Below are 24,316 nucleotides of genomic sequence, written 5' to 3'. Positions count from 1 at the left end.
CTTATCCTTACCAATTCCAATAGAATGGAATCATTAAATAGATTGAAATTAAAAAGTTAGCTGACAAAGTGCCTATAAGCAAGTTTTTAACGGTCCGCTCCTGAATCTCCAGCTTGCCCATATTCGCAAGTACAGGTAAGAATAGAATTAGGAAAGGCGTGAAATAGCGGCCCTGAGTTCCAACGGATATCTGAGCACCTTTTCCTAAAACAATTGGAGTCCACTCTAGGTACATGATAGTGACAACAGCAATGACCTGCAAAAGGAAAAGATACGCAGAGACAGTTGCATAGGACTTCGTCATAAAATCTTTCTTAGACTGCAAGAAAATGATAGTCAGTACCGCTACATCAAGAAAGATTAGCCATAGAGGCAACTGAATGGTGAAATTACCCAAAAATCCAAAGAGACCAATAGTCAATATGTTATTGAGGTCACCGTTCATGCGCTGTTTAAACAAAGTGTTGAGCAGAACCCTACTGTAGCGGAAAATCCCTCCTTGATGGCGGACAACCAGATGCAAGGCCAATAAAACTGCGACAAGAGCCAAACTGTAAAAAACATAACGATGACGACCGATAAATTCCTTGGTCGCAAGAAAAGGCTTGTTCAAAACAGCTAAGAATCCTTCCATTTCAAAATCAATGAAAGGCAACAAGCCCAATAACAGAACATTGTTTAATTTGGTTGCAAAGAGTCCAACAGATATAATCAAAAGCTGGATAAAATTCTTATTGGTAAATTTCTTGCTGGAAGCAATATTAGTGAAAAAACCAATAACTAGCATAAGCTCCAAGTAGTTCATTACATCGTAGGAGAGAGAAGCTGCCTGTTGAACCATAATTGGCAGAAGTGAAATGAAAAAGAGAGCTTTCTTGCCGTACTTAAAATACTTAATCAGGAAGTAAACACCCAAAATATAGGCTAGGCCGTTAAAAAATCGCCCCATCATGATAATAACTCCCACTGATGGATAGATAAACGATCCCAAGGTCATGCCAATTAGCTGCGGTAAAAAGGAAAGAGTCTTGAGATTAATCCCCAAAGTAGACTCTTCCTGAGATAAATCCAATTTTTCCGTAAAAAGCTTCTTGTACTCTCTTGGAGAAACATGCGGTTCCGAAGAAATATTTTCCATCCAATTGTAGGTTTTCTCTGTCGGTTTATGGAAAATCTCCCAAGTCATGCGGGCGTGATTCGTTTCATCCGGAACACGGTTGATCGGTTGAACCACCATAAATGTCAAGACAAAGACTGTCGCCAAGACCAAAAAGATATTTTCTATTTTTATCGTCTTACTTCTTTTCAAAATCATTCACCATTTCATCTTTACTATCTAAACTGCAGTTTTCAAGAACAAAATTATAGGCATTTTCTGCTAATTCCTGACGTAGGTCAGACGAAAGAATCAAACGCTCTAACTTTTCTTTCCACTCCCCGTCTTTAGCCAAAAATCCAGTCTCCCCATCTTTCACCATATCAGAGAAGGCCCCAATGTGACTAGCAACTGTAGGAACTTTTACTAAGGCAGCCTCCATCCATTTGATTTCAGACTTAGCCCGGTTAAAGACCGAGTCAACTAGTGGCGCTAAATTGATGTCTACCCTACTAATCAGCTGAGGTAAATCCTTCCAGTCAACATAGTCATGTACAACGATCTGCTGTTGATACGGCTTCATATCCTCTGGAATATCCAGATGTCCGACGATATGAAGCTCCACATTCTTGTAGACTTCAAGCAAGGATTGGATGGCTGGTTTTATCAATTCAAAATTTTCATTGTGGCTGATTGAACCTGAAAAATAGCCAATCTTGACTTTTGAATCCTGCTGACCATAATCTTTGATAAAGTGAGAACTGATTTCAATCAAGTCACTGGAAGCTCGATTTCTGTTCAGCAATACCTTATCTTTATATTTGAGCAGCTCTTCCTTCAGTTGGAAAGTCGAAGTAATCGCTCCATCACAGGCAACTAGCATCTTGCCATAATTTTTGACACCAGCATCATAGTTGCCCTTGTCCTTTTCTGACAAGCCTTGAGTATAGCTCAGCTGATCTGTATAAACTGTATCAAAAACCAAATCATCAATGTCAAAATAAACTGGTTTTTTATCTCTTTTAGCTGTATCGCACAAGAATTGAAGTTGATAAGACCATGGAGCCCGATAGATGATAATATGACTTGCATATCGAGCCTGAGAAATCTCAAATTCTGATACATTTACTACTTTGACCGTGAAGCCGTTTTTTCGCAACTGTTCTGCTTTGTTCAGCACTCGGTAACGTGTACATTGCGGAATGATGTTTTCAACCCCATCTATAATCAAGATATACTGTTCTCTGGAGATTGATTTGAATTTTTGTACAATGTTTTCCAATATTTCAACTGGATAATCTGTTTCCATTTGTACATAATTAAGCAAATCAGGTATTTCCGTTCGTCTTTCCAGCCCCTGCCAACGGAATTGTTGCGCATTATAATTTTGTAATGAGGTGTACTTAACCAAAGGACTACCAGCCCTGAGCATTCTCAAAGGATGAATATACATAGCACTGTCTTTGTTTTCAGACACCAAAGCATCATATCGATAACCCAAATCCGCAAAATACTTAGTAAAAGTTGTTTCGTGTTTCCCAATAGCCTTATCACGCGAATCCGTATCGGTTAGGTTATTCCAATAGTCGAAAAACTCCTCTGATCGAAGCAATAAAGGCTCAATGACAAGAAAATAGGATTGCAGATGTTCTGGAATATAGCCATATTGATTGAAATTCGTGGCATCTTCTTGTACTTCACCAAAGGAAATTCCCCAGAAATCAAGATTTCTATCCGCCATTGTTTGGAAGACCTCATTCAAATCTCTCATTGGACCAATATTCGTATCATTGACTAACAGAAGCTGAGAAGACGTTTGCAACTTTTCCTTACCAATGGTTAAAATACCTTCCCTAAATGCTGCAGCATCGTAACCTGTATTATCCCTTACCAGAACTTGGCCATATTGTTCCAAGACAGATAAATCCTCTGATTTCAATCCTCCATTTACCACAATCAACGTTTCATCTACCAAAGCTGCTAATTTCTCTAAAAATAGAACTTTGTAGCGCTGAAGACTCTCTTCTGCCTCAAAAATGACGTAGATTAGGCACTTTTTGCCAGTCACTTGTTGAAGCTGTTTTCGCTGAGAATTTCGTAAAACTCGATAATAATAGCTTTTTGGCGATTTGATATTTCGTTTTATGGTAATACACTGACGCTTCAATTGAGATAGGACAATTCTAATATTCCGCGGATTTTTGACAATCTGACCTACTTGCTTAATTGGAGTGACGATAGCATTCCCAACACGATAAGAGAGTGAGTTACGTAATTCATCAATGTCATCCTGATATTGATAAATTAATTCACTATCACGTTCCCAGCCTTTCTTTAGCTCATGGATATAATCGGATACCTGATTCATATGCTGAATTAAATCATTCAGTCTGCCATCTAAAGTATAAATATTTGTAGACAAAGCTTGATAAATCTCATCTGGCAACTGTTTCACATACTTACGCAGGATTTTTAGATAGATTTCGTAATGATATCGAGTAGAATCACGTTTAGAGATTGACTCTTTGTCAAAGACCCGGTAATTCAGCTTCGTTTTTGTATCATAAACAGGTTTCGCACCTTGATTAATAATTAAGCTTAAAAGAAAATCATAGTCCTCCAGTTTTTCACGATTCAGCGCTTCATCGTAATAAATACCATCAGCAATTGAGCGACGAATGAGGGAACAGTTGGAAATAAAATTCTCCGTTAAGAAAGCTACCTTGTCAAATGGCCGTGATTTAAGGTAAAACTCCTTTTTATCGGGGTCATACAGATCCCCATAGACAATATCTGCCTCCCCTTGCAGCATGGTTGTATAGAAGCTCTCAATGTAGTCTGAATCCAGAAAATCGTCACTATCCACAAAAATAAAATAAGTGCCTTGAATTTGCTGCAAAGCCTTGTTTCTTGTCTTAACAACCCCCATATTTTCATGGCTTTCAAACCGCGTCGGGAAAGGGGAATCTACCAAAGTTTCTTGGATAATCTGGGCGGACTTGTCTGTGGACCCATCATCCAATACCAACAACTCAATATTTCGATAGGTCTGAGCAAAAATACTGCGCAAACACTGTTCAATGTAGTCTTGATGGTTGTAACATGTTACAACAACAGATATTAAATCTTTCATATACTTTCCTTGTAAATAACTCTATTAGTTTGAGTTAGCATCTTGACTTTTCATGTATGCTTTATTTATCAGATTAGCCACCCACTTTGGCCAGAAAAGCTGATACATGAACAAATCTTCTTTAGTCCGAGTATTATCTGAAATGGTCTTGGTTGTTTCAGATTCTCCATGAATCCGGTGGCACATAAGCTTCTCAGAAATATAAGCAAAGCGACCCTTATAGGCGCTAATCTTGTACCAAGCGTACCAATCCAGACTCACGCGCATTTCCTCATCAAATCGAAAATCTCTTAATAACTCTAGGTTGTAAGTCACCGCTGGACAGGAAATGGGATTGCCAAAAGCCAACACCCGATTTCTCCAAAAACGACTGGATGGCATTAGATTCAAGGTTTTAAGCATGAGAGTCTTGATTTTCAAATTGGTATTAGCTGGAATTTTGACTCCATTTTTCTCTTCAAAATAGTCTGTATAAGCAATGAGAATGTCTTTAGACTGCTCTATTTTTTGCATCACTGCTTCTAGATAAGTAGGTTCATAATAGTCGTCTTGGTGGGCAATGGTAGCATAAGAAGTCTCAGCAAAAGAGAGTGCATTATTCCAGTCCTTACCGATACCGCCGCCTTCTTTCGTATAAAAAGGAATTTCATACTTCTGGCACAGCTGCTTGATTGAATCCAGCGGTGTTGAACTATAACAGATAATCTTTGATGACAAGGTTTGAGCTTGCAGAGACAGGATGCAAGCTTCTAAGAATTCACTTTCGCCATAGGCACAAATCACCCAAGTATGGTTATTTTTCATCTTTTTCACTCTCTAACTTAGACATTTTTTGCTTCATGATGGACAGTTCTTGCACCAGCTGCTTGATTTGTTCCTTTTGCCTTGAAATAGCAATAGTATGCAAAAAAACAATAATCAACAGGAAAAAAATAGCCAAAGACATCACAAAGTTTGATGTCAGCTCAAAACCCAACAATTTAGCGATAGAAACTGGAATCCGATCAAAAGCAGAGATAATAATCAGCACGAAGCCAATAACAATCCACATAAAGGCTTGCTCAAATAAAATATTGTTTTGATTGATATTCCGAAAGACAAAATACAAGAATAAAACTGACGCCACCAGCATGACAATAGACAAAATAGACATTATTCACTCTCTTTCATAAAAGCAGCAATCAAGATTGAAGAGCAAACTTCAATCATATAGCGAATGGATTTAATCGGAGTAATCGAAGAGACTCCTCCTGCACGTTCAAACATATTGGCTGGTGCTTCCACCACTTTATATTTCCGCTTCAAGATATGGACGATTGATTCTGGCTCAGGATATTTTATAGGATAGCGCGCAGCGAATTGTCGAATAATGTCTCGATTGGCCAAACGATAGCCTGATGTGGTATCTAGAATCCTTTTACCAGTTGTTGATTTAATAAAGGCTGAGATAATAGTAATGCCAAAACGACGCATAAAAGTCGTCTGAAATTCTGAGGCCTTGTCACCGATAAAACGAGAACCAACAACCAAATCAGCCTGCTGACGACGAATAGGCTCCAGCAAAGCATCCAGCGACTCGATATCATGCTGGCCGTCTCCATCAAACTGTACGGCCACATCATAATTCTTCTCAAGAGCATACTTATAGCCCGTCTGAACAGCTCCACCAATCCCTAAATTCATAACCAAATGAATAGCATTCAGATGATGGCTGTCCAAAATCTCCTTAGTTCTGTCAACTGACCCATCATTGATAACTACGTAGTCTAAGTCAAAATCAACTTTCTTCCGATATTCTACAATGCTCATAACCGTATTTAAAATACTTTCTTCCTCATTATAAGCAGGAATTATCATTAAAACTTTCATTAATTTAATCTATTCTTTCTATAACATGTCATCACATTATTTTTTGTTTTTCTGCAACTGTTTTTTTCTATATTTCATAAAGCTCGGAATTAGGGAATTGATAATCTTATATCTTAGCATTGGAAAAGGCTTCATAACAATATTAAAGATTCTAAAACAAACAAAATACAGCTGCCAACCTTCTTCCATTGGTGTATCCTTCCATGGAGTTTTGTGTAGATAATAGAGGTACTCCTTTTTAAATCTATGTGTATTCCCCTTCCGCCAAGGTCTCTCTTCACCTAGATAATGAATAATTGTAGGTGCTTTCCGAAAATGATTAAAATCTTCCTGAGACACAAACTTAGTTGGCTTACTTAATTCACTCAACGTTTTATAAGGATAGACATCATAAATATTAAAATAATTAAAGGAAATTGGCAAGGTAAAAATTTGCTCTTTCAAGGCTCCATTTAAGGCATCTTGGTCTGGTGCGAATAGCTTCCCTTCATGAAATTGATAAAATTCTATGACTTTTTTACCAATCTCTTCCCTACGCCATTTTTTTAGATCGATCAATAGGACACCCGAATTATGATAGGGATGCTCTTTCAAAGCTAGAAATTCCTTTCTTGACTTATCGACAGTTGGTTCAGGACACATACCTATTACCTTATCTCCTAAGTCGCTATAAAACAATGAACCTAAATCTTTTAGAACTAGTGTATCTCCATCGAGATATAAGATCCTATCAACTTCTTGTGGAAGAAGCTTATCTAAAAAAAGACGTGCTAAAATAATTGAAGACCAACCGTTTGTATCAAAATCAAAGTCAATATAGTCTGCGATATTATTTATAGAAATAATACAAACTTTTCTATCGTAACTTTTAGCGAATCCTTTTAATTTATTTTGATTCTCTTCGCTTATCCTCTCGCCAATTAAATATACTGTAATATTCTCAGCAGATTTATTATTCTCAAATAGAGAACACATACAGGTTGCAACTTGAGGTACAAACGCATCATTTAATGTAAATAAGATATTCATAGAATCCTACTTCTTTCTTTTTTCCTGATTTTTAACAACGCCATAAATAATCAGACTTGTTGCATAAAAGACGCACATGGAGATTAAAAAGGAATTAGCAGCTCCGAGCAATTTTTGGTCACGGATAAATGGTAAGGTAATAGATTTTGAAACAGCAAATGTCAATAAATAGGCTATCATCAGATAATGCTGTTTTCTAAAGATGGTCATAATGATATCAACTACTAGAGCAAAAACATTCAAAATGCCACCTATAAGTAGTATAGTGAAAGGAAGCTTATACTCCTGTAATCGGATACCATAAACAGCTCCAAGCACTTCTGTACCAATTAGATAACCCAAAACAACAATAACAACTCCTAAAACAGTCATTACTAGATATAGCGTATTGACCTGTTTGAAAAATAGTGTAAATTTCTTCTCATTCCAATAAATAGAAAGCTGTGTAGTCAACGGTCTCAGGACGAAGAATAAAAGGGATAGGACAAAGACAGGCATGAATAGAACATTAAAGTCTCTTTGAACCCCAGATGAAAAATAGCCATTTGTCAAAAGGTAATCAATATCAATTTTTGGCTCGTTATAGATATACGTTATCAAAAATCCATTTAAAAACAAGGGAAAACTATTTTTTAAAATAGAATAAACATTTTTTCTGTCATCATGGAGTTTAGGCGAAAACATTTCCTGAGAAAAATACAATCTACAGTTTCTGAAATCTAAAGGGAAGGTCAGAATGAAATTCGCACAGCAAATAACAATACTAGCTACCATCAATGATTTTGTAAGCAACAGGACTATCGCAAATATTAACATACAAATCCAGCTCCTATAGAATTGCACCTTTCCGGCTAAGTCTGATCTATTTTTTTGCTGAAATAATCCTTGAAAAACATCTGAATACGCATCTATAGCCCGATAAAGAACAAGCAATAAAATAATACTAGATTTGTAAACATCATACCCTTGCCATAGAGTATAGATAAACGATGTTAAAATCATCAAAAAGACCGTGAAAAGTCTCGTGTTGTGATAAGAAGCAAATTGGTACCTTTCTTTTACATCCGTAGATTGCAGATTTCTAACTTGAAAATAACCTAGAACAAAGAACTGCTGACCAAGAGCATAAGCAATACTAAAAATATCAGAATCTCTTGAATCTAGAAATCTAGAAGCTAGTAGAAGCAAGACGACTGATATCAATGATGATGAGACTGTCCCCAGCATATTCCATATATAATTGCTCTTAACTGACGGTAGTGAAATTTCTGATTTCTGGGACATTCTATCTTCTCCAATTATGTTCTAGTTCTTATTATACTATACTTTCCATTAAATGTGAAAAGCCACTGTTAAATAGCCATCAAAAAAGGACTCAAAGGTCCTTTTGATAGATATCAGTGTTTTTTATCCTGCTTGTAAAACTCTTTCAAAGCATCCTGCCAAGTTGGAATGACAAAGCCTGTAGCCTTGGCCTTGGCCAGACTCATAGTTGAGTTGAAAGGTCGCTTAGCCTTAGCTGGGAACTTGCTAGAATCCACCGGTTGGACTTCCACATCCGTATCTTTGAGAATTTCCACTGCAAAGTCATACCAAGTTGTATCCTCTGCCGCGTCATTAGACAGATGGTAATAACCAAATTCCTTTTGATTTTCAGCCAGATAGGTCATAAACTCAGCCAGCGTACGAGTCCAGGTCGGACGGCCATGCTGGTCATTAACTACTGTCAGAGTTTTATGTGTCTTAGCAAGATTTTGCATGGTAAAGACAAAGTTTTTACCGTAGTTCCCAAAGACCCAAGCAGTACGGATAATGTAGAAACGGCTGGAATATTTCTCAACCAGCTCCTCACCCATGCGCTTGGTACGGCCATACTCGGTCTGTGGATCAGGCCTATCGTCTACTTCCCATTCCTCTCCGACAGGCTTTTGTCCGTCAAAGACATAGTCTGTTGAGATGTAGACCATGGTCGCCCCGTGCGCTTCTGCTGCTTTTGCTACATTTTCGGTTCCGGTCACATTGATGGCATAGTCCAGCTCTTTTCCTTCGTCCTCAGCCGCATCAACTGCAGTATAAGCTGCGCAGTGATAAACCAAGCTTGGCTTGACTTCCGCAAAGACCTTGTCTACCATTTGGGCATTGGTAATATCCATTTCTGCCACATCAACAGCCACATACTCCTCATTGCGCTCATCCAAAAGATAGCGGAGCTCTGTACCCAGCTGTCCATTCGCACCTGTAATTAAAATCATATGTTTGTCCTTTCATATCATAAAAATTCGATGAATTTATTATACCAAAAAAAGCAGAAAAAATCTGCTCGATCAAATCATTATCGGAAAATCTCTTCAGTTGGAACACTAAAGAATAGTTTCTTATTCCCTTTGATACTCCGTATATAAGTTATACAACAATCTGCAAGTAATAATGAATAGACTTATCATCAAATGCAATAGAGTATAGAGAAATCTACAGTATACAATATAAAATTAAAGTTTTCTTCATTCTCCTATAAGACAGGAAATATTCTATTTCATGATAACAAATAATTCATTGTTTTTAAGATAGATATTATATAACTTTGTTTCCTCAAGTAATGTATACTTTTCACTACTAAAATCCAAATTAGAAGTATCAATTAATTTGAAGTCGACATTTAAGTTAGTTATACTATTAAATCTCATCGTCATATCCCAAGACACATTCGTATTTGGCATAATCAAACTTTTTAATATTGGATAAACAGAAGCTGTATTACTAAATACTGGAGAATCAGAAAGAAATCGATTCACATTAATAACTGTTTTTTCTGGTTCAACATACTTATTTAGGGAGGAAGCTAGCAATATGCTCTGCGATTTGAACATATCATTTTGTTGTTTTAGACTGCTCACGTAAACAAAAGAGAAAGATAGGAAATAGAAAACTAATAATCCAGAAACGAGGGACTTAATCCCACGTAGAATCTTACTCTTTTCAATACACTCTAAGCTAACAATTAAGATAATCGCTAAAAAAATTCCGTAACCATATTCATATCTTGGCCTCATAAGATAATAAGGATTAGACAAAATCAAATAGGTTCCATAGCTAAATACACTTCCTAAGCTTAACCAAATCAGCATATAAATAAAGTTTAAAACAGACTTTGTTTTTGATAAGCGAACCACACTAATAGTCAAGAGAAGTATAGCAATTATACTTAGTAAGATCCAAATAGTTGAACTTTGTAAAAATATATTTTTCAAATATCCCTTGGCATTCAAAATTATTATTTTAAGAATTCCTAATCCCTTTGGAATATTAGCTTGATCGACAAAAATAGGAGGCTTTATAAAAATTTGTATACGATATAAAACCAATCCAACTACATAAGACAAGATTGAAATAACAATTTTAGAAATTTCTTCTTTAAACTGACTTCCTTGCAATAATTCTAAAAATATTAGCGTCATGGTTACCATAATGTACACTCCTGAAGAAGCTTGGTAGGAATTGCACATTAAGAATATACCAACAACTGACATGATTCCAAATATTTTTTTATTATCCCAGAAAATAAACGGAATGATTGAAACTAATATACTTAAAGTCATAAAAGGATTATCAAACCTAAAACTTAATGGTTCTAAAAACCATGGGTTAATTCCTATAATGGTTGAAGCACATGCAGTTACAAAAGTTATCTTATTTTTAGGATATAAGACAAATAATAAAACCAAGCTAGCAAGAGATAGAAAACAAGCTGACAGAATATGAGTAGTTAATCCTAAATCTGTCAGATGCTTCCCACCCTGTATTAAACGAGCAGAATACTCACTTAAATATCTTGAATAATGCTCAGAAAATCCTGAATAACCTTGTAATTGTCTTCCAATATCATCAATGTAAGGATATTCAGCCAAACCAATATTTATATTGACAATTGAATAAATAATAAAAATTAAAAGTGCAGAAAATTTATTTAAAAGAAAATAATTTTTAAAATCTGAAAAACGGTTTTTGAAAATCACTTACTCTTCTCCTTAATCACATAAACAGGGCGTTTCTTTGTTTCCATGAAGATTTTGCCGATGTACTTGCCCAATATACCGATGGTCAACAGCTGGAAGCCTCCGATAAGAAGAATGACAGTCATAAGGGACGGCCAACCCGATGTCGGATCACCAAAAACCAAGGTACGGATAATAATTACTGCCATCAGGATAAAAGCTAAAATCCAGGACAGGATGCCCCCTAAAAAGGCGATGTTGAGAGGCGCATCAGAGAAATTGACGATGCCTTCCAAAGAATAGTTGAAAAGAGACCAGAAATTCCAAGAGGTCTTGCCAGCCACTCGTTCAACATTTTTGTATTCCAAGTACTCAGTATTGAAGCCAACCCAGGCAAAAATTCCCTTGGAGAAGCGATTGTACTCTGAAACCTCCAGAATGGCTTCTACCATCGGGCGGCGCATCAGTCGGAAGTCACGCGCACCATCTACCATCTGTACCTGACTAATCTTGTTAATCAGCTTATAGAACAAATTGGCAAAAAAGCTTCGAATTGGCGGCTCTCCCTCGCGAGTGGTTCGACGGGTTCCTACGCAGTCTAGCTCGGGATTCGAGTCGAGCATGGCCTTCATCTCAATCAGAAGCTCGGGCGGATCCTGCAAATCCACATCCATAACCGTCACAAAATCCCCACTCGCCTCTTGCAAACCAGCGTAAAGCGCTGCTTCTTTTCCAAAATTACGAGAAAAGGACAGATAGTGCACGTCTGGACAGCGACTGCTGAGCTCACGCAAAACAGCCAAGGTCCGATCCGTCGATCCGTCATTGACAAAAATATATTCGAACTGGTCACAGATTTGATATTTGACCGCTTCCATGGCTTCATGAAACAAAGGAATAGACTCTTCTTCATTGAAGCACGGAACAATCACTGAAATTGTCATTTTGATCACCTACTATTTTTTAATATCTTTCATTGTACCAAAAAACTAGGCGAAAACCTAGTTTTATTCTTATTTGCTCTGTCTAGAGGCCCTGAAAATTAGATAGTTTCCAAAGCTATTCTCAGATCCTCTATCAAGTCATCCACATTTTCCAAGCCGATAGAGAGACGGATTTGATTTGGTGTAATGCCTGCTGCCAGCTGAGCCTCTGGTGACATCTGACCATGAGTCGTTGTAGCTGGATGGACAACCAGAGACTTAGCATCTGCTACATTGGCCAAGTCAGAGAAAATCTCCAGGCTGTCAATAACCTTACGAGCTTCTTTCTCCCCACCTTTGACATTAAAAGTGAAAATTGAGCCTACGCCTTTAGGGAAATATTTTTCTGCCAAAGCATGATAAGGACTGTCAGCAAGCTTGGGATAATTGACCTGCTCGACCTTAGGGTGCCCTGCTAGGAAATCTACAATCTTCTCTGCGTTGGACACATGGCGCTCTACGCGCAAAGAGAGAGTTTCCAACCCTTGCAGGAAGAGAAAGGCATTGAAGGGAGACATAGCTGCGCCCGTATCGCGCAAGAGCTGGGTCCGCACAGCAGTGACAAAGGCTGCCGCTCCAACATCGCGCGTATAGCTGATATCGTGGTAGCTCGGGTCCGGGTCAACAAACTGTGGAAACTTGCCAGAAGCTTCCCAGTCGAAGCGACCGCTGTCCACAATCACACCACCGATACTAGTTCCGTGACCGCCGATAAACTTAGTTGCAGAATGGACTGCAATATCCACACCATGAGAAAAAACATTGATCAGATAAGGTGTAGCAAAGGTATTGTCGGAAATCAACGGGATCTTATGAGCATGAACCAGATCTGCCAAAGCTTCAAAGTCAGGAATATTAATCAAAGGATTGCCCAAGCTTTCAATCAGAACCAGCTTGGTATTGTCCTGAATGGCTGCTTCTACTTCAGCCAAATTTTCAATATCGACAAAAGTCGTGGTAATGCCATAGCGAGGCAGGGTTTCCTTGAGCAAATTAAAGGTGCCGCCGTAGATGGTAGAGGCTGCCACTACATGGTCGCCAGCATGCGCCAAAGCTAAAATGGTATAGGTAAGGGCCGCCATACCAGAGGCTGTCGCTAGAGCTCCGACTCCTCCCTCTAAAGCCGCAATCCGCTCCTCAAAAGCAGACAGGGTCGGATTGGTAATCCGAGTGTAGATATTGCCCGGTTTGCGTAGGGCAAAAAGATCTTCTCCCTCCTGAGTATCATCAAACACATAGGAAGTTGTCTGGTAAATAGGCAGAGCCCGCGACTTAGTTGTCGGGTCAACTGTCTGTCCGGCATGGAGCTGCATGGTTTCAAATTTAAATTCACGTGTCATAAGGTCACCTCACTATAGTTATGTGATAAGTCTACCACTAAAAGCCCCGCTTGACTAATAGAATTTCTTTATCAAAAGAAATAAAGAGAAGCTATATCTTATAGCTTCTCGGTTATAATCTCAAAAGTCGCTTGATTGCTAGGCCAGTACAGCTGCGACGAAACTTTGTCTAACGCTATCCACTGAGCTCCCACATGCTCATCAGAAATCTGAATTTCCTTCTGCTCTGTCAGAACTAGAAAGAGATTTTTATGGATGGACAGATCTTCATCAATCTTTACTGTGAAATTTCCAAGACCTGTCAGATTTGAACAATCTAAGAGCAAGCCGGTCTCTTCCTTTATTTCACGAAGACAGGCTTCTTCTGGACTCTCACCACTCTCAATCCCACCAGTAATGGGCTGCCAAAAGGAAACTGTCTCATCCTCAACTTTCAAGAGCAAGATTTCTCGTTCCTCTGGATGGTAGATCCAGGCTTCAATCGACCGCCTCATCATGATTTTTTCTCAATCGGTGCTATGCTGGCCAGCACTTTCTTCAGACCAACTTCTGGGAAATTAATCTTGAGCTCTTGACTGTTTCCGCTACCAGAGACTGCCAGAACAGTCCCATCGCCCCATTTCTTGTGGTGGGCAATATCTCCAATAGCCCAAGCAACTTCCGGCTTAGATAGCTGGTTCTGAACGCTCTTGCCAAAAGGCAGGCTGCCTGTAGAAATCGAACTTGGTGCTGCCTGACGTTTCCGCTCTTGTAGAGCCTGGGCCAGACTCATGCCCTGACCGAATTTGCTAGTATCGCTGTTGGTATAACTAACCTTAAAGGAGCTGTTGGCTGGTCGAGCCAGTCCCTGATAGTTTAGCAAGTCTGAACTGATTTCTCTCAAGAAGCGAGTCGGCTGATTGTAGTTGGTACGACCATAAAGCAGACGGGAATTGGCATTGGTCAGATAGAGAATTTTTTCTGCTCGGGTGATACCGACATAGGCCAGACGGCGCTCCTCTTCCAGCTCATCCTCATCTTCAGATGCTCGGCTCAGAGGGAAGACATTTTCCTCCATACCAACCAGAAAAACGACTGGAAATTCCAATCCCTTGGCTGCGTGGAGGGTCATCAGAGTTACTTCAGAACTCTCCTGATCTCCGTCGTCTGTGTCTGCGATCAAGGCTAAGTCATTGAGAAATCGGCTGAGCTTATCAAGACCAGACTCATCAGTAGGATTGTCTGGACTTTCGTCAAAATTCTTGGTTACAGACAGGAATTCTTCGATATTTTCAATCCGTGCCTGGCTTTCCAAAGTTGCCTGCGCAGCTAAGGCCGCAGCATAACCTGTCTTTTCCAACACAGCTTCTACCAGCTCCGTCACTGTATAGTCGTCCAAGCGCTCCCGCAAATCTAGAAGCATATTGGCAAAATCATAGACCGCCTGAGCCGCCTTACCCTTGACTGGCGAAAGCATGATATTGGCTGACGCCTCTAGCAAAGAGATTTCCTGACTAGCCGCAAAATTCCGAATCTTGTCTACCGTTCCTGGACCGACACCCCGCTTGGGTTCATTGACCACGCGCTCATAGCTGATATTATCGCTAGGATTGGCAATAAGGTTGAGATAAGAAATAACATCACGGATTTCTTTACGGCTATAGAACTTGGTGCCACCGACCATGGTGTAGGGAATATTGGCCTTGAGCAGGGCTTCCTCCACCGTACGTGACTGGGCATTGGTCCGATACAGGACTGCAAAATCCCTATGACTGTAACCTTCTCGACTCAACTGATCAATAGTTCGAGCGACAAAAAGAGCCTCGTCCTGCTCGTCATTAGCCCGATAGTAGACAATTTCCTCACCGTCTTCGTTTTGAGTCCAGAGATTTTTAGGACGGCGGTTGCGGTTGTTTCGGATGACTTCATTAGCCGCCTGAAGGATAATTTTAGTCGAGCGATAGTTTTCCTCTAGCAGAGCTACCTTAGCTTCTGGATAATCCTTTTCAAAGTCAAGGATATTCTGCATATCGGCTCCCCGCCAGCCATAGATAGACTGGTCAGCATCTCCGACAACGCAGATATTCTTAAAGCGAGAAGCTAAGAGCTTGACCAGCTGGTACTGGGCATGGTTGGTATCCTGATACTCGTCTACATGGATGTACTGGTAACGTTGCTGGTAGTAGGTCAGGACGTCAGGATTTTGGTCAAAAAGGCGCAGAGTCAGCATAATCAAATCGTCAAAATCCATGGCCTCAGACTGGCGCAATTCCTTTTGATAGGCCGTGTAGCACTTGGCTACAATCTCTGTGTACATATCACCAGCCATATTTGCATAGGCCACCTCGTCAATCAGGTCGTTCTTGGCATTTGAAATGGTCCCCAGAATGGCGCGCTCATTCCACTTTTTAGGATCCAGATTGAGATTTTTGAGAATCCTTTTCATCAAAGTTCGCTGCTCACCCGGATCAACAATGGTGAAGTTGCGGTTGTAGCCAATATGATCTGCTTCTCGCCGCAGGATACGTACACACATGGAGTGGAAGGTAGCGATTAAGCAATCTTGGGTGGCTGGATTGAGTGTAGCTGCTCGTTCCTTCATCTCCCGCGCTGCCTTATTGGTAAAGGTAATGGCTAGGATATTCCAAGGATTGACCATCTTCTCATCAATCAAATAGGCGATGCGGTGAGTCAAGACACGAGTCTTTCCTGAACCAGCCCCCGCCATAATCAACAAGGGGCCTTCTGTCGTCTGGACCGCTTCTGCCTGACGGTCATTCATACCGTTTAATAAGGGATTCATCTTCTATCCTTTCAATATAACATCAAACTGAAAATCAATGCTTCCATTATATCAAAATTCGAGCGAATTTGTTATCGAAAAGGCAACTACCTCATTTGAAATCCAAGTGTGAAAAAGTTATAATAATAGTTTAGAAAGGGGCAACCATGAACAATCATCCAAGCGACAATCTCAAACTTGCCGAACGAGGCGCCCTCCTAGCAATTGCCACCTACATTGGCCTATCCGTTACAAAAATCATTGCAGGTGCAGCACTGACATCCTCCAGTTTGACGGCGGATGGTTTCAACAACGTCTCCGATATCGTTGCCAATCTAGCAGTCCTAATTGGCCTGCGCATGGCGCGAAAACCAGCGGATAAGGACCACCGCTTCGGCCATTGGAAGATTGAAGATCTGGCCAGTCTGATTACCTCTTTCATCATGTTTTTTGTCGGCTTCAATGTCCTCATTGATACAGCTCAAAAAATCATTAACAAGGAAGAAACCTTGATTGATCCTGTGGGTGCTGTTGTCGGAATTGTATCGGCCATCATCATGTTTGGTGTCTATCTTTACAATAAAAATCTAGCCAAAAGAGTAAAATCCAAAGCTCTGGATGCGGCTGCCAAGGACAATCTATCGGACGCTATCACTTCTCTGGGCACATCCGTTGCCATTATTGCCAGCTCCCTGAAATTCCCTATCGTTGATAAGCTAGCAGCCATCGTTATTACGTTTTTCATTCTAAAAACAGCCTATGATATCTTTATAGAGTCTTCTTTCAGCCTGTCAGATGGCTTTGATCAGGACCTTTTAGACGATTACAAGCGTGCCATTTTGGAAATTCCTAAAATCACACGCGTCAAATCCCAGCGTGGTCGGACCTATGGTAGTAATATCTATCTGGATATCATACTGCAAATGAATCCTGACCTCTCCGTCTTTGAAAGCCACGAAATTGCTGACCAGGTAGAGGATATGCTCAAGGAAGACTTTGGCGTCTTCGACATTGATATTCATATTGAGCCAGCTCCGATTCCTGAAGATGAGATTTTGGATAATGTTTATCAAAAGCTCCTGATGCGTGAGCAATTAGTCGACCAAGGTAGTCAATTGGAGGCGCTTCTTTCCTCTGATTTTGTCTACATTTCCCAAGATGGTCGCCAGCTAAACAAAGAGGAATTTCAACTAGAGAGAGCCCAAACTTCTCCTATCAAAAATTTAGAAATTACATCCGTCAGCCAAAAGACCAAGCTGATTCGCTATCAAATCGGCGATGTCATCCATACTAGCCTCTGGCGCCGACACGAAGTCTGGCAAAATATCTTTCACCAAGAAACACGAAAAAACAACTAGTTTTCTGCTAGTTGTTTTTATATGCTTTCACTTGGTCTGTCGCAATATCCTCTCCAAACCACTTCTCAGCGATTTTCTGGAATTTTCCTTCATGGTATAATTTTCCAAAAGCAGCATTTACTTTTTCAACTAAAGTACGGTCCGCCTTTCTAGCTCCGACCGCAAAGTCCTCGCTCTCAAATCCAACTGAAAAGACTGAATACTGATCTAAAATGCCTTCTTCTGTCAGATAATAATTGGCATAAACACGGTCAATCAAGAGACCATCAATCCGGTCGTTTTGCAAGTCAATCAACGCCTCGTTAAAGCTCTGGTACTGAGTCGCTGTATGATTTTTGACAATGGTTTTCAAAATTTCAGGATTGCTTTCAAAAGCGATGTAGCCAGAAGATCCTGCTTGAGCACCCAATACTTTTCCTGCCATATCACTGGCCTGTGAGATATGAGAGGATTTTTTGCTGACCAAAACCTGTTCATTTTTCATATAAGGATTGGTAAATTCTACCTTTTCCCTTCTCTCATCCGTCGCGGAATAGCCATTCCAGATGAGGTCAATTGTGCCGTTGGTCAACTCTGTTTCTTTCATATCCCAATCAATCGGCTGCCATTTCACCTTAATTCCATATTCCTCAAAAACAGCGTTGGCCAAATCAATGTCAAATCCTGCATAAGTGCCATCTTTTTGCTCAAATCCCATAGGGACAAAGGTATTATCAAAGCCGATTGTAATCTGTTTTTTCTCCTCGTACTTGCTCCAGTTGTCTAAGCTGGGGTCACTGACATTGGAACTACAAGCACCGAGCAGAAAAGTTAGGAGCAAGGTCAAACAGGCCAAAAGAATATTCTTTAGTTTCATTCGGACCTCCCTTATTTTGGTGTGACTTTGAGAATAGAATCCGCAATGTTTTCCGCAAACTGCAAATCATGTGTGACCACAATTTGTGTCATCCCCATTTCCCGATTTTGGAGGATGAGTTTTTCTACTTCCAAGCGTAAGGCAGGGTCCAAGGCAGAAGTCGGCTCATCATATCCGATAATTTCTGGGTTGATCATCATAGCACGAGCCAAAGCGACCCGCTGTTTTTGCCCGCCTGACAGCGAATAAGGATAGGCCTTGGCATGCTCGGACAAGCCTAAGCGAGCCAATAAGCCCTGCGCCTTCTCTTCAGCTTCTTCTTTGGAAATGTTCATTGTATATATTGGTGATAAGGTCAAATTTTCCAAGACAGACAAATGAGGAAAGAGTTGAAAATCTTGAAAGACGAAGCCTAGAAGATTGCGCTTTTCAAGTTCAGTGACATCCAAAGTCTCTCCATTGTAAATCACTTGCCCCGAATCAATTGTCTCCAAACCTGCCAGCATTCGCAGAAGGGTCGTCTTCCCTCCGCCAGAAGGTCCAACAATGGCCAATACTTGCTTTTCAGGCACAATCAAATTAAAATCCTTTAGAATCTGCTTATCACCAAATTTTTTACTAATATTTCGTAATTCTAACATAATAGCACCTACTTATAATAACTAAATTTCTTTTCGACCTGCTTGGCAATCAAGGTAGCCAGACCGATTAAGAGTAAATAAATCAAGCCTGCAACAAACATCGGTGCCAGACTGGCATCTCGGTTGGCCGCTGTACGACTAGCCAAAATTAAGTCTGAAATGCCTAAAGCATAAACCAAAGAGGTATCTTTCACCAAAGTCATGACTTCATTAAATACGCTTGGTAGCACAATTTTTACGACCTGCGGCAAAATAATCAGGCGAATCGTCTGAACAGGAGTAAATTTCAAAACCTTCGCAGCTTCATACTGTCCAGTCGGAATGGAAGAAATGCCGCCGCGGAAGATCTCCGCAAAATAAGCTGCATAGTTTAATGTAAAGGCAATAATCGCTGCAGGAATCCGATCCAGCCGAACGCCGATACTTGGCAAAACATAGTAAATAAAGATTAACTGCAATAAAAGCGGCGTCCCACGCATAATCCAAATGTAAATATGGAGCAGCCATTGCAGGGGCTTCAAGCGAATTTGCATTGAAAATGCCAGCATAATTCCCAAAGGAATCGAAAAAACCAAGACCAAAGCAAACACCTGCAAGGTAGTTGCCGCTCCACTTAGAAGACTAGGTAAAATTTCCAAAATATAGCTCATTCTCTTCCTCCTAAATAAATATTATACCATTATAGCAGAATTTTAAAAAAATACAACCAGAAATTACAAAAAAGTTATAGTAAGAAAATCGAAATCAAACATAACTAAAATCCGACTCTCCTTTCAAGAATCGGATTTATTTGACTATGGGGAGCTTCGTGTCGTTTTGGAACCATTCGAAACAACACAGCTCTAAAACTGACAAATAACCTTTCAACCAAAAGGAGAGGTTAGCTCTTTGTTAATTACAGTGGCTTCATGAAAAAACACATTCTGGGAGGGAGCGACAGACAACAAGTCTGTCAGCCAATGCTTAATCCACGTCCCCGTGAAGGGAGCGACGTTTAAATGTAGGGGATGAAATCCCTGATTATTTATTTCAATCCACGCCCCCGTGAAGGGAGCGACTGGATCATTCTGCCGAAGCCTACCGAAATAACCACATTTCAATCCACGCCCCCGTGAAGGGAGCGACATAAAATCAATTCTGATACTCGACACGGCTTCGAATTTCAATCCACGCCCCCGTGAAGGGAGCGACAGACATTTGTCAGCATCTTAGTTGGTTTTTGGGAAATTTCAATCCACGCCCCCGTGAAGGGAGCGACGAGTACTTTTTCATTTACGGGTAATTTTCGACCAATTTCAATCCACGCCCCCGTGAAGGGAGCGACTTTAGGTTGTCGAGCATTGTGTAGTTATCTTTAGCATTTCAATCCACGCCCCCGTGAAGGGAGCGACTTGGTTTGTTGGGTTGTGGTTTACCTGGAGTGTATTTCAATCCACGCCCCCGTGAAGGGAGCGACTTCTCGTATTACGCGCATCACAGGTGATATTCCTATTTCAATCCACGCCCCCGTGAAGGGAGCGACTTTATACGAAAAATGTTGAAAAACTAAGCGATCAATTTCAATCCACGCCCCCGTGAAGGGAGCGACTTTCATTTTTCATTTTTAATTCCTTTCTAAATCCATTTCAATCCACGCCCCCGTGAAGGGAGCGACGTCCGCCCCTTTTGAAAATAATGACTTGCGCTTACATTTCAATCCACGCCCCCGTGAAGGGAGCGACGAAATACACAAACCCTGAAATTATCTCAGCTTGTATTTCAATCCACGCCCCCGTGAAGGGAGCGACTTGTTAGCTTGGAAATGTTCAGTAGTAAAATTAGATTTCAATCCACGCCCCCGTGAAGGGAGCGACTGGAACTTAGGCGGAATGACAATGTAAATGCTATATTTCAATCCACGCCCCCGTGAAGGGAGCGACAATACTACATCCAAACTCAATCTTATTACCTTGATATTTCAATCCACGCCCCCGTGAAGGGAGCGACTCATTCGGAAGATGATAGTTAAATATTATCCAATATTTCAATCCACGCCCCCGTGAAGGGAGCGACTAGCGTTTGTCTTCACATAATTGTCAATCGTGTAATTTCAATCCACGCCCCCGTGAAGGGAGCGACCCAGCCCCTCCACTTTCTGTCACAGTATAAAATAGATTTCAATCCACGCCCCCGTGAAGGGAGCGACTCCATATTGACTAATTAGGCTTTCTAAATACCCTATTTCAATCCACGCCCCCGTGAAGGGAGCGACAGCGCGTAGTTGCACTGTTTTAGGCAAAAATTATCTTTCGAGGAAAGTAAACTCTTCTAGAATTTCGAATTTTTGCCTTATTTTTGTTTATTTTTTGCGCGAAAGTCCTGCTTTTTTCTGAGTAACATCCATTCGCACTAGACTATTTAAAGGAGTAATACCCCTATATCAGGATCATAACTTGTATCACGTCCAATCGTTTCTAGACGATTTTGCCAGTTTTTTCCTAGCAAATAAAAACGAATACTGTCGGACTCAGTGTCAATTATACTCAAAAGCTTAGCTTTTATTTCTACAAATTCTGCAGGAGTTACTGAGCATTCAAAAACTGAATTCTGAACGCGTTGCCCATAATCAACGCATAATTTTGCCACATGACGTAATCTTTTCCTGCCTTGCGCAGTTTCAGTATTCACATCATATGTTACTAATACCATCATAAACCGGCTCCTATATTAAAAACGGTGGATAGGATTCCAATTCTCCACGGATTGTCTTGGCCAATAACTGTGCTTGGATATAGGGCAGTAACATCAATTTCACTTTTTCTTTAGTGAAAGGATGTTCTACTTCCTGATGTTTCCGCTTTTGCCAGGCTTCAATAAAAATTGCACGCCCTTTTTCAGTTAATATGACACTTCCATTTTCCTTAAAGTCAAAATGTTTTTTGCTTAACTGAGCTTTATTTATCAAAGAAAACACAAATCTGTCAACTATATAAGCACGAAATTCTTCGACTAAATCCAATGCCAAGCTAGCACGACCTGGCCTATCCGTATGAAAGAAGCCAACATAACTATCCAGCCCTACTGCTTCCAAAGCAGATTGGCATTCATATGTTAATAAACTATAGCCAAATGATAACAAAGCATTGACACAATCTAATGGAGGGCGTCTAGTTCGCCCATTAAACTGAAAAGTCTCCTTATCAGTTAATACTAAATCATTAAAAATACGAAAATATTGGTTTGCTGCCTGACCCTCTATTCCTAAAAGAGAATCCTTGTTTTCAGCTGCTTGAACCTGTTCCAAGGCCCAAGTCAATTCCGTATTCACTTCTTCAAATAGTTGGCTATCAATCCGATCGCGATGATCACGCTTAAAACGTAGTAAATATTTTCTAGAATTTGAAATTTTAGCAAGAATAAAATGTTTTGCATATTCTAGAGATTGTTCTTCATCAGCCAAACGATAATGCTGCCTTCTTAGCAAAACATTCCCATTTGTTTGCCCAACAAATCGACCGCAAAAGCGTCCTTGCGGGGTATGGAAGGACAAATTAATCTGATTCTCAGCACAGAGTTCAATCAAAGAAGGAGACGCTCCCAAATAAGAAAAACAAACAATGCCGTCAATAATTCGATACGGGAAACGACTGATAACTTTACCTTCTTGCTTGATAACGATATTATCTCTTTCACGGGTTAAATAAAAATTATCTTGAGTCAAATATAGAGTATTAAGTAGCTTTTTCATAAGCTATCCTCACTTTTTAATGCTTGGAAAATGTAATTGTCAATATTGCGCGCCTTTTTACTCAAACGCGGCATGCAAATATCAACTAAGGAGCATAACTGACAGTTTTTAAAATATTCAGCTTTTGGAATAAGCTTTTTGTCATAATATTCATGCATTTGGCAAGCTAACTCGGCTACTTCTTTTCGTAAATCAGAAGTGATTTCTATTCGCTTCTTTTGATTCACACTATGGTAATAAAGATAGCCATACTCGATTGCGCACCCAAGAGTTTCTTCAAGACAAATCGTTTGAGCAACCAGCTGAACAATATCCCGGGTATCTCTTTTTGGTTTTCCACGCTTATATTCAATAATGACAGGAAGCCATTTGCCACGTTTTCCTTTTAATGGAACTCCATTTTCATCCTTATGGAATTCAACCACATCCAATATCCCATAGAGACCAAGCTCTTTTGATGAGACATGCATAGCTCGTGAGGTAATGACATCCTTTCGCTTTTCTTTAATATAAGGATTATCCGCCTTTTGATGCAAAATCTGTCCATGAGCTGTCGCTTCGTTTTCAGCCCACTGCTGCTCAATATGAATCAAACTCCATTGGCGCTTGCAGAATTGGAAATGCTGAATACCAGATAACATCAAATAGTCACTTTCAGCATAAACCATTTTACAGTCCTTCTAAGATATCAACTTTCAATCCTTTAGCTTCATACTCTGCTAATTTTTCTTGATTAAGATGAATGCGGTAATCATCGTAACTATCTTTATCCTGTTTTTCTTTGTCAAATTCAATCAAATCAAAAACACGCGCACTGGAAACATTTCCCAACTTATTAGAATGAGTAAACCAGAAGACTTCCCTCACGCGCATAGAACCTTCTGGACGAGCAGAAGAAGAATCGTTTTCAAAAAGACTAACGAGCACTTCCTTAATAACTTCAGCATCTTCGTTAGAGAATCCTGTTTTTTCAGCAAAATTTGGATTAATCGAACCTTTGATGACATAGACACCATAGTCCACAAAATGCTTGGTCCCCATCGTATCAGATGAACGTCCACCTGCTTTTTTAGGTTCGACACCATTTGTGCTTCGAGTAATCTGTAAACTAGAGATGATGATTGGATCCAAAGATTTAGCCATGCTGACAGAAACCGGTCCACGAATAGCAAAAGAACGATCTTTTAGATAAGTGAAAACTTGACCGAATGAACGGACATCGATCCATAATTGATTGGCTTTTTCATTAATTTCTTCATCTGATTCTTTTCCTGTAAATTGAGTCTTGAACCGTTTCTCGAGTGAATTAAGCCCATCCTCAATACGATCATTTGCTTGTACAAAGATGGTATGACCCAAATCCTGCATCCGATTGCGGATTTTGCGCTTGATGGCTACATCACTGATTAAACCTTGATTAGCTGCATTTGTTCTTGGCATATTTCCTGACAAGGGATCTCCATTTGCATTAGCTTCCCTCACTTCAACCGTTACCATAAAATCAATCTTGTGTTCCAACATCTACTATTCC

21 protein-coding genes and 1 CRISPR repeat array are annotated in these 24,316 nt (G+C 40.0%); of the genes, 1 reads left to right on the top strand and 20 read right to left on the bottom strand.

Annotated elements, in window-relative coordinates; genetic code table 11:
- Nucleotides 1–7 precede the first annotated feature (7 nt).
- The 13 genes from D8790_RS04170 to pcrA form a co-directional block, all read right to left on the bottom strand.
- Nucleotides 8–1,309 (bottom strand): DUF2142 domain-containing protein, encoded by a 1,302-nt coding sequence (locus D8790_RS04170; protein ID WP_185761913.1) that lies wholly within the window; start codon nt 1,307–1,309, stop codon nt 8–10.
- Complete coding sequence (locus D8790_RS04165) at nt 1,296–4,229, bottom strand: rhamnan synthesis F family protein (RefSeq protein ID WP_125387677.1); 2,934 nt, start codon at nt 4,227–4,229, stop codon at nt 1,296–1,298. Before D8790_RS04165 ends, D8790_RS04170 begins: the two co-directional genes overlap by 14 nt.
- A gap of 24 nt (nt 4,230–4,253) precedes the next feature.
- Entirely contained in the window at nt 4,254–5,033 is a 780-nt protein-coding gene (locus D8790_RS04160; RefSeq protein ID WP_125387676.1) for a glycosyltransferase family 2 protein, read from the bottom strand.
- Complete coding sequence (locus D8790_RS04155) at nt 5,023–5,382, bottom strand: DUF2304 domain-containing protein (RefSeq protein ID WP_125387675.1); 360 nt, start codon at nt 5,380–5,382, stop codon at nt 5,023–5,025. The genes D8790_RS04160 and D8790_RS04155 overlap by 11 nt, the downstream gene beginning before the upstream one ends.
- Nucleotides 5,382–6,098, bottom strand: a complete 717-nt coding sequence (locus D8790_RS04150; RefSeq protein WP_185761907.1) for a glycosyltransferase family 2 protein — start codon at nt 6,096–6,098, stop codon at nt 5,382–5,384. Before D8790_RS04150 ends, D8790_RS04155 begins: the two co-directional genes overlap by 1 nt.
- A gap of 36 nt (nt 6,099–6,134) precedes the next feature.
- Nucleotides 6,135–7,127, bottom strand: a complete 993-nt coding sequence (locus D8790_RS04145) for a glycosyltransferase family 8 protein (RefSeq protein WP_125387674.1) — start codon at nt 7,125–7,127, stop codon at nt 6,135–6,137.
- Between the two features lie 6 nt (nt 7,128–7,133).
- Complete coding sequence (locus D8790_RS04140) at nt 7,134–8,411, bottom strand: lipopolysaccharide biosynthesis protein (protein ID WP_125387673.1); 1,278 nt, start codon at nt 8,409–8,411, stop codon at nt 7,134–7,136.
- Nucleotides 8,412–8,524: 113 nt separating this feature from the next.
- Entirely contained in the window at nt 8,525–9,379 is an 855-nt protein-coding gene (rfbD, locus tag D8790_RS04135; RefSeq protein ID WP_125387672.1) for a dTDP-4-dehydrorhamnose reductase, read from the bottom strand.
- 276 nt (nt 9,380–9,655) lie between these two features.
- Nucleotides 9,656–11,140 (bottom strand): glucosyltransferase domain-containing protein, encoded by a 1,485-nt coding sequence (locus tag D8790_RS04130; RefSeq protein ID WP_125387671.1) that lies wholly within the window; start codon nt 11,138–11,140, stop codon nt 9,656–9,658.
- Nucleotides 11,137–12,063, bottom strand: a complete 927-nt coding sequence (locus D8790_RS04125) for a glycosyltransferase family 2 protein (RefSeq protein ID WP_125387670.1) — start codon at nt 12,061–12,063, stop codon at nt 11,137–11,139. Before D8790_RS04125 ends, D8790_RS04130 begins: the two co-directional genes overlap by 4 nt.
- Before the next feature lie 98 nt (nt 12,064–12,161).
- Complete coding sequence (locus D8790_RS04120) at nt 12,162–13,442, bottom strand: O-acetylhomoserine aminocarboxypropyltransferase/cysteine synthase family protein (protein WP_125387669.1); 1,281 nt, start codon at nt 13,440–13,442, stop codon at nt 12,162–12,164.
- A gap of 98 nt (nt 13,443–13,540) precedes the next feature.
- Nucleotides 13,541–13,939: an NUDIX hydrolase gene (locus D8790_RS04115; protein WP_125387668.1), complete on the bottom strand. Its 399-nt coding sequence runs from the start codon at nt 13,937–13,939 to the stop codon at nt 13,541–13,543.
- Nucleotides 13,936–16,224 carry a DNA helicase PcrA gene (gene pcrA / locus D8790_RS04110; protein WP_125387667.1) on the bottom strand — a complete coding sequence of 763 codons (2,289 nt, stop codon included), beginning with the start codon at nt 16,222–16,224 and terminating at the stop codon, nt 13,936–13,938. The genes D8790_RS04115 and pcrA overlap by 4 nt, the downstream gene beginning before the upstream one ends.
- 146 nt (nt 16,225–16,370) lie before the next feature.
- On the opposite strand from pcrA, the gene D8790_RS04105 reads away from it, so the two are divergent.
- Entirely contained in the window at nt 16,371–17,561 is a 1,191-nt protein-coding gene (locus tag D8790_RS04105) for a cation diffusion facilitator family transporter (RefSeq protein ID WP_125387666.1), read from the top strand.
- Nucleotides 17,562–17,568: 7 nt separating this feature from the next.
- Here D8790_RS04105 and D8790_RS04100 read toward each other — a convergent pair whose 3' ends face one another.
- From D8790_RS04100 to cas7c, 7 genes are all read right to left on the bottom strand, one after another.
- On the bottom strand, nt 17,569–18,417 hold the full coding sequence (locus D8790_RS04100; RefSeq protein WP_125387665.1) for an amino acid ABC transporter substrate-binding protein: 849 nt from the start codon (nt 18,415–18,417) through the stop codon (nt 17,569–17,571).
- 11 nt (nt 18,418–18,428) lie between these two features.
- Nucleotides 18,429–19,058: an amino acid ABC transporter ATP-binding protein gene (locus D8790_RS04095; RefSeq protein WP_061422651.1), complete on the bottom strand. Its 630-nt coding sequence runs from the start codon at nt 19,056–19,058 to the stop codon at nt 18,429–18,431.
- Nucleotides 19,059–19,066: 8 nt separating this feature from the next.
- The gene (locus D8790_RS04090) at nt 19,067–19,708 is read right to left on the bottom strand and encodes an amino acid ABC transporter permease (RefSeq protein WP_125370595.1); all 642 of its coding nucleotides are present in this window, start codon (nt 19,706–19,708) and stop codon (nt 19,067–19,069) included.
- 310 nt (nt 19,709–20,018) lie between these two features.
- Nucleotides 20,019–21,309: a CRISPR direct-repeat array (repeat unit 32 nt; unit sequence ATTTCAATCCACGCCCCCGTGAAGGGAGCGAC).
- Nucleotides 21,310–21,455: 146 nt separating this feature from the next.
- Nucleotides 21,456–21,749: a CRISPR-associated endonuclease Cas2 gene (cas2, locus tag D8790_RS04085; RefSeq protein ID WP_002930608.1), complete on the bottom strand. Its 294-nt coding sequence runs from the start codon at nt 21,747–21,749 to the stop codon at nt 21,456–21,458.
- 10 nt (nt 21,750–21,759) lie between these two features.
- On the bottom strand, nt 21,760–22,785 hold the full coding sequence (gene cas1c / locus D8790_RS04080) for a type I-C CRISPR-associated endonuclease Cas1c (protein ID WP_125387664.1): 1,026 nt from the start codon (nt 22,783–22,785) through the stop codon (nt 21,760–21,762).
- Complete coding sequence (gene cas4 / locus D8790_RS04075; RefSeq protein ID WP_185761906.1) at nt 22,782–23,453, bottom strand: CRISPR-associated protein Cas4; 672 nt, start codon at nt 23,451–23,453, stop codon at nt 22,782–22,784. Before cas4 ends, cas1c begins: the two co-directional genes overlap by 4 nt.
- Nucleotide 23,454: 1 nt before the next feature.
- A complete protein-coding gene (gene cas7c, locus D8790_RS04070; protein ID WP_125387663.1) occupies nt 23,455–24,306 on the bottom strand; it encodes a type I-C CRISPR-associated protein Cas7/Csd2 in 852 nt (283 codons plus the stop codon).
- Nucleotides 24,307–24,316: the final 10 nt, after the last annotated feature.

The organism is Streptococcus cristatus, assembly GCF_003943535.1.
Classification (GTDB): domain Bacteria; phylum Bacillota; class Bacilli; order Lactobacillales; family Streptococcaceae; genus Streptococcus; species Streptococcus cristatus_L.
This window is presented reverse-complemented; position numbering and strand designations above follow the sequence as displayed.

Coding starts and splice junctions, on each gene's coding strand:
- D8790_RS04090 (WP_125370595.1), bottom strand. CDS start 19,708: ATGAGCTATATTTTGGAAATTTTACCTAGTCTTCTAAGTGGAGCGGCA.
- D8790_RS04160 (WP_125387676.1), bottom strand. CDS start 5,033: ATGAAAAATAACCATACTTGGGTGATTTGTGCCTATGGCGAAAGTGAA.
- cas7c (WP_125387663.1), bottom strand. CDS start 24,306: ATGTTGGAACACAAGATTGATTTTATGGTAACGGTTGAAGTGAGGGAA.
- D8790_RS04140 (WP_125387673.1), bottom strand. CDS start 8,411: ATGTCCCAGAAATCAGAAATTTCACTACCGTCAGTTAAGAGCAATTAT.
- D8790_RS04115 (WP_125387668.1), bottom strand. CDS start 13,939: ATGATGAGGCGGTCGATTGAAGCCTGGATCTACCATCCAGAGGAACGA.
- D8790_RS04125 (WP_125387670.1), bottom strand. CDS start 12,063: ATGACAATTTCAGTGATTGTTCCGTGCTTCAATGAAGAAGAGTCTATT.
- cas1c (WP_125387664.1), bottom strand. CDS start 22,785: ATGAAAAAGCTACTTAATACTCTATATTTGACTCAAGATAATTTTTAT.
- cas2 (WP_002930608.1), bottom strand. CDS start 21,749: ATGATGGTATTAGTAACATATGATGTGAATACTGAAACTGCGCAAGGC.
- D8790_RS04105 (WP_125387666.1), top strand. CDS start 16,371: ATGAACAATCATCCAAGCGACAATCTCAAACTTGCCGAACGAGGCGCC.
- cas4 (WP_185761906.1), bottom strand. CDS start 23,453: ATGGTTTATGCTGAAAGTGACTATTTGATGTTATCTGGTATTCAGCAT.
- D8790_RS04145 (WP_125387674.1), bottom strand. CDS start 7,127: ATGAATATCTTATTTACATTAAATGATGCGTTTGTACCTCAAGTTGCA.
- rfbD (WP_125387672.1), bottom strand. CDS start 9,379: ATGATTTTAATTACAGGTGCGAATGGACAGCTGGGTACAGAGCTCCGC.
- D8790_RS04150 (WP_185761907.1), bottom strand. CDS start 6,098: ATGAAAGTTTTAATGATAATTCCTGCTTATAATGAGGAAGAAAGTATT.
- D8790_RS04095 (WP_061422651.1), bottom strand. CDS start 19,058: ATGTTAGAATTACGAAATATTAGTAAAAAATTTGGTGATAAGCAGATT.
- D8790_RS04155 (WP_125387675.1), bottom strand. CDS start 5,382: ATGTCTATTTTGTCTATTGTCATGCTGGTGGCGTCAGTTTTATTCTTG.
- pcrA (WP_125387667.1), bottom strand. CDS start 16,224: ATGAATCCCTTATTAAACGGTATGAATGACCGTCAGGCAGAAGCGGTC.
- D8790_RS04165 (WP_125387677.1), bottom strand. CDS start 4,229: ATGAAAGATTTAATATCTGTTGTTGTAACATGTTACAACCATCAAGAC.
- D8790_RS04100 (WP_125387665.1), bottom strand. CDS start 18,417: ATGAAACTAAAGAATATTCTTTTGGCCTGTTTGACCTTGCTCCTAACT.
- D8790_RS04120 (WP_125387669.1), bottom strand. CDS start 13,442: ATGACACGTGAATTTAAATTTGAAACCATGCAGCTCCATGCCGGACAG.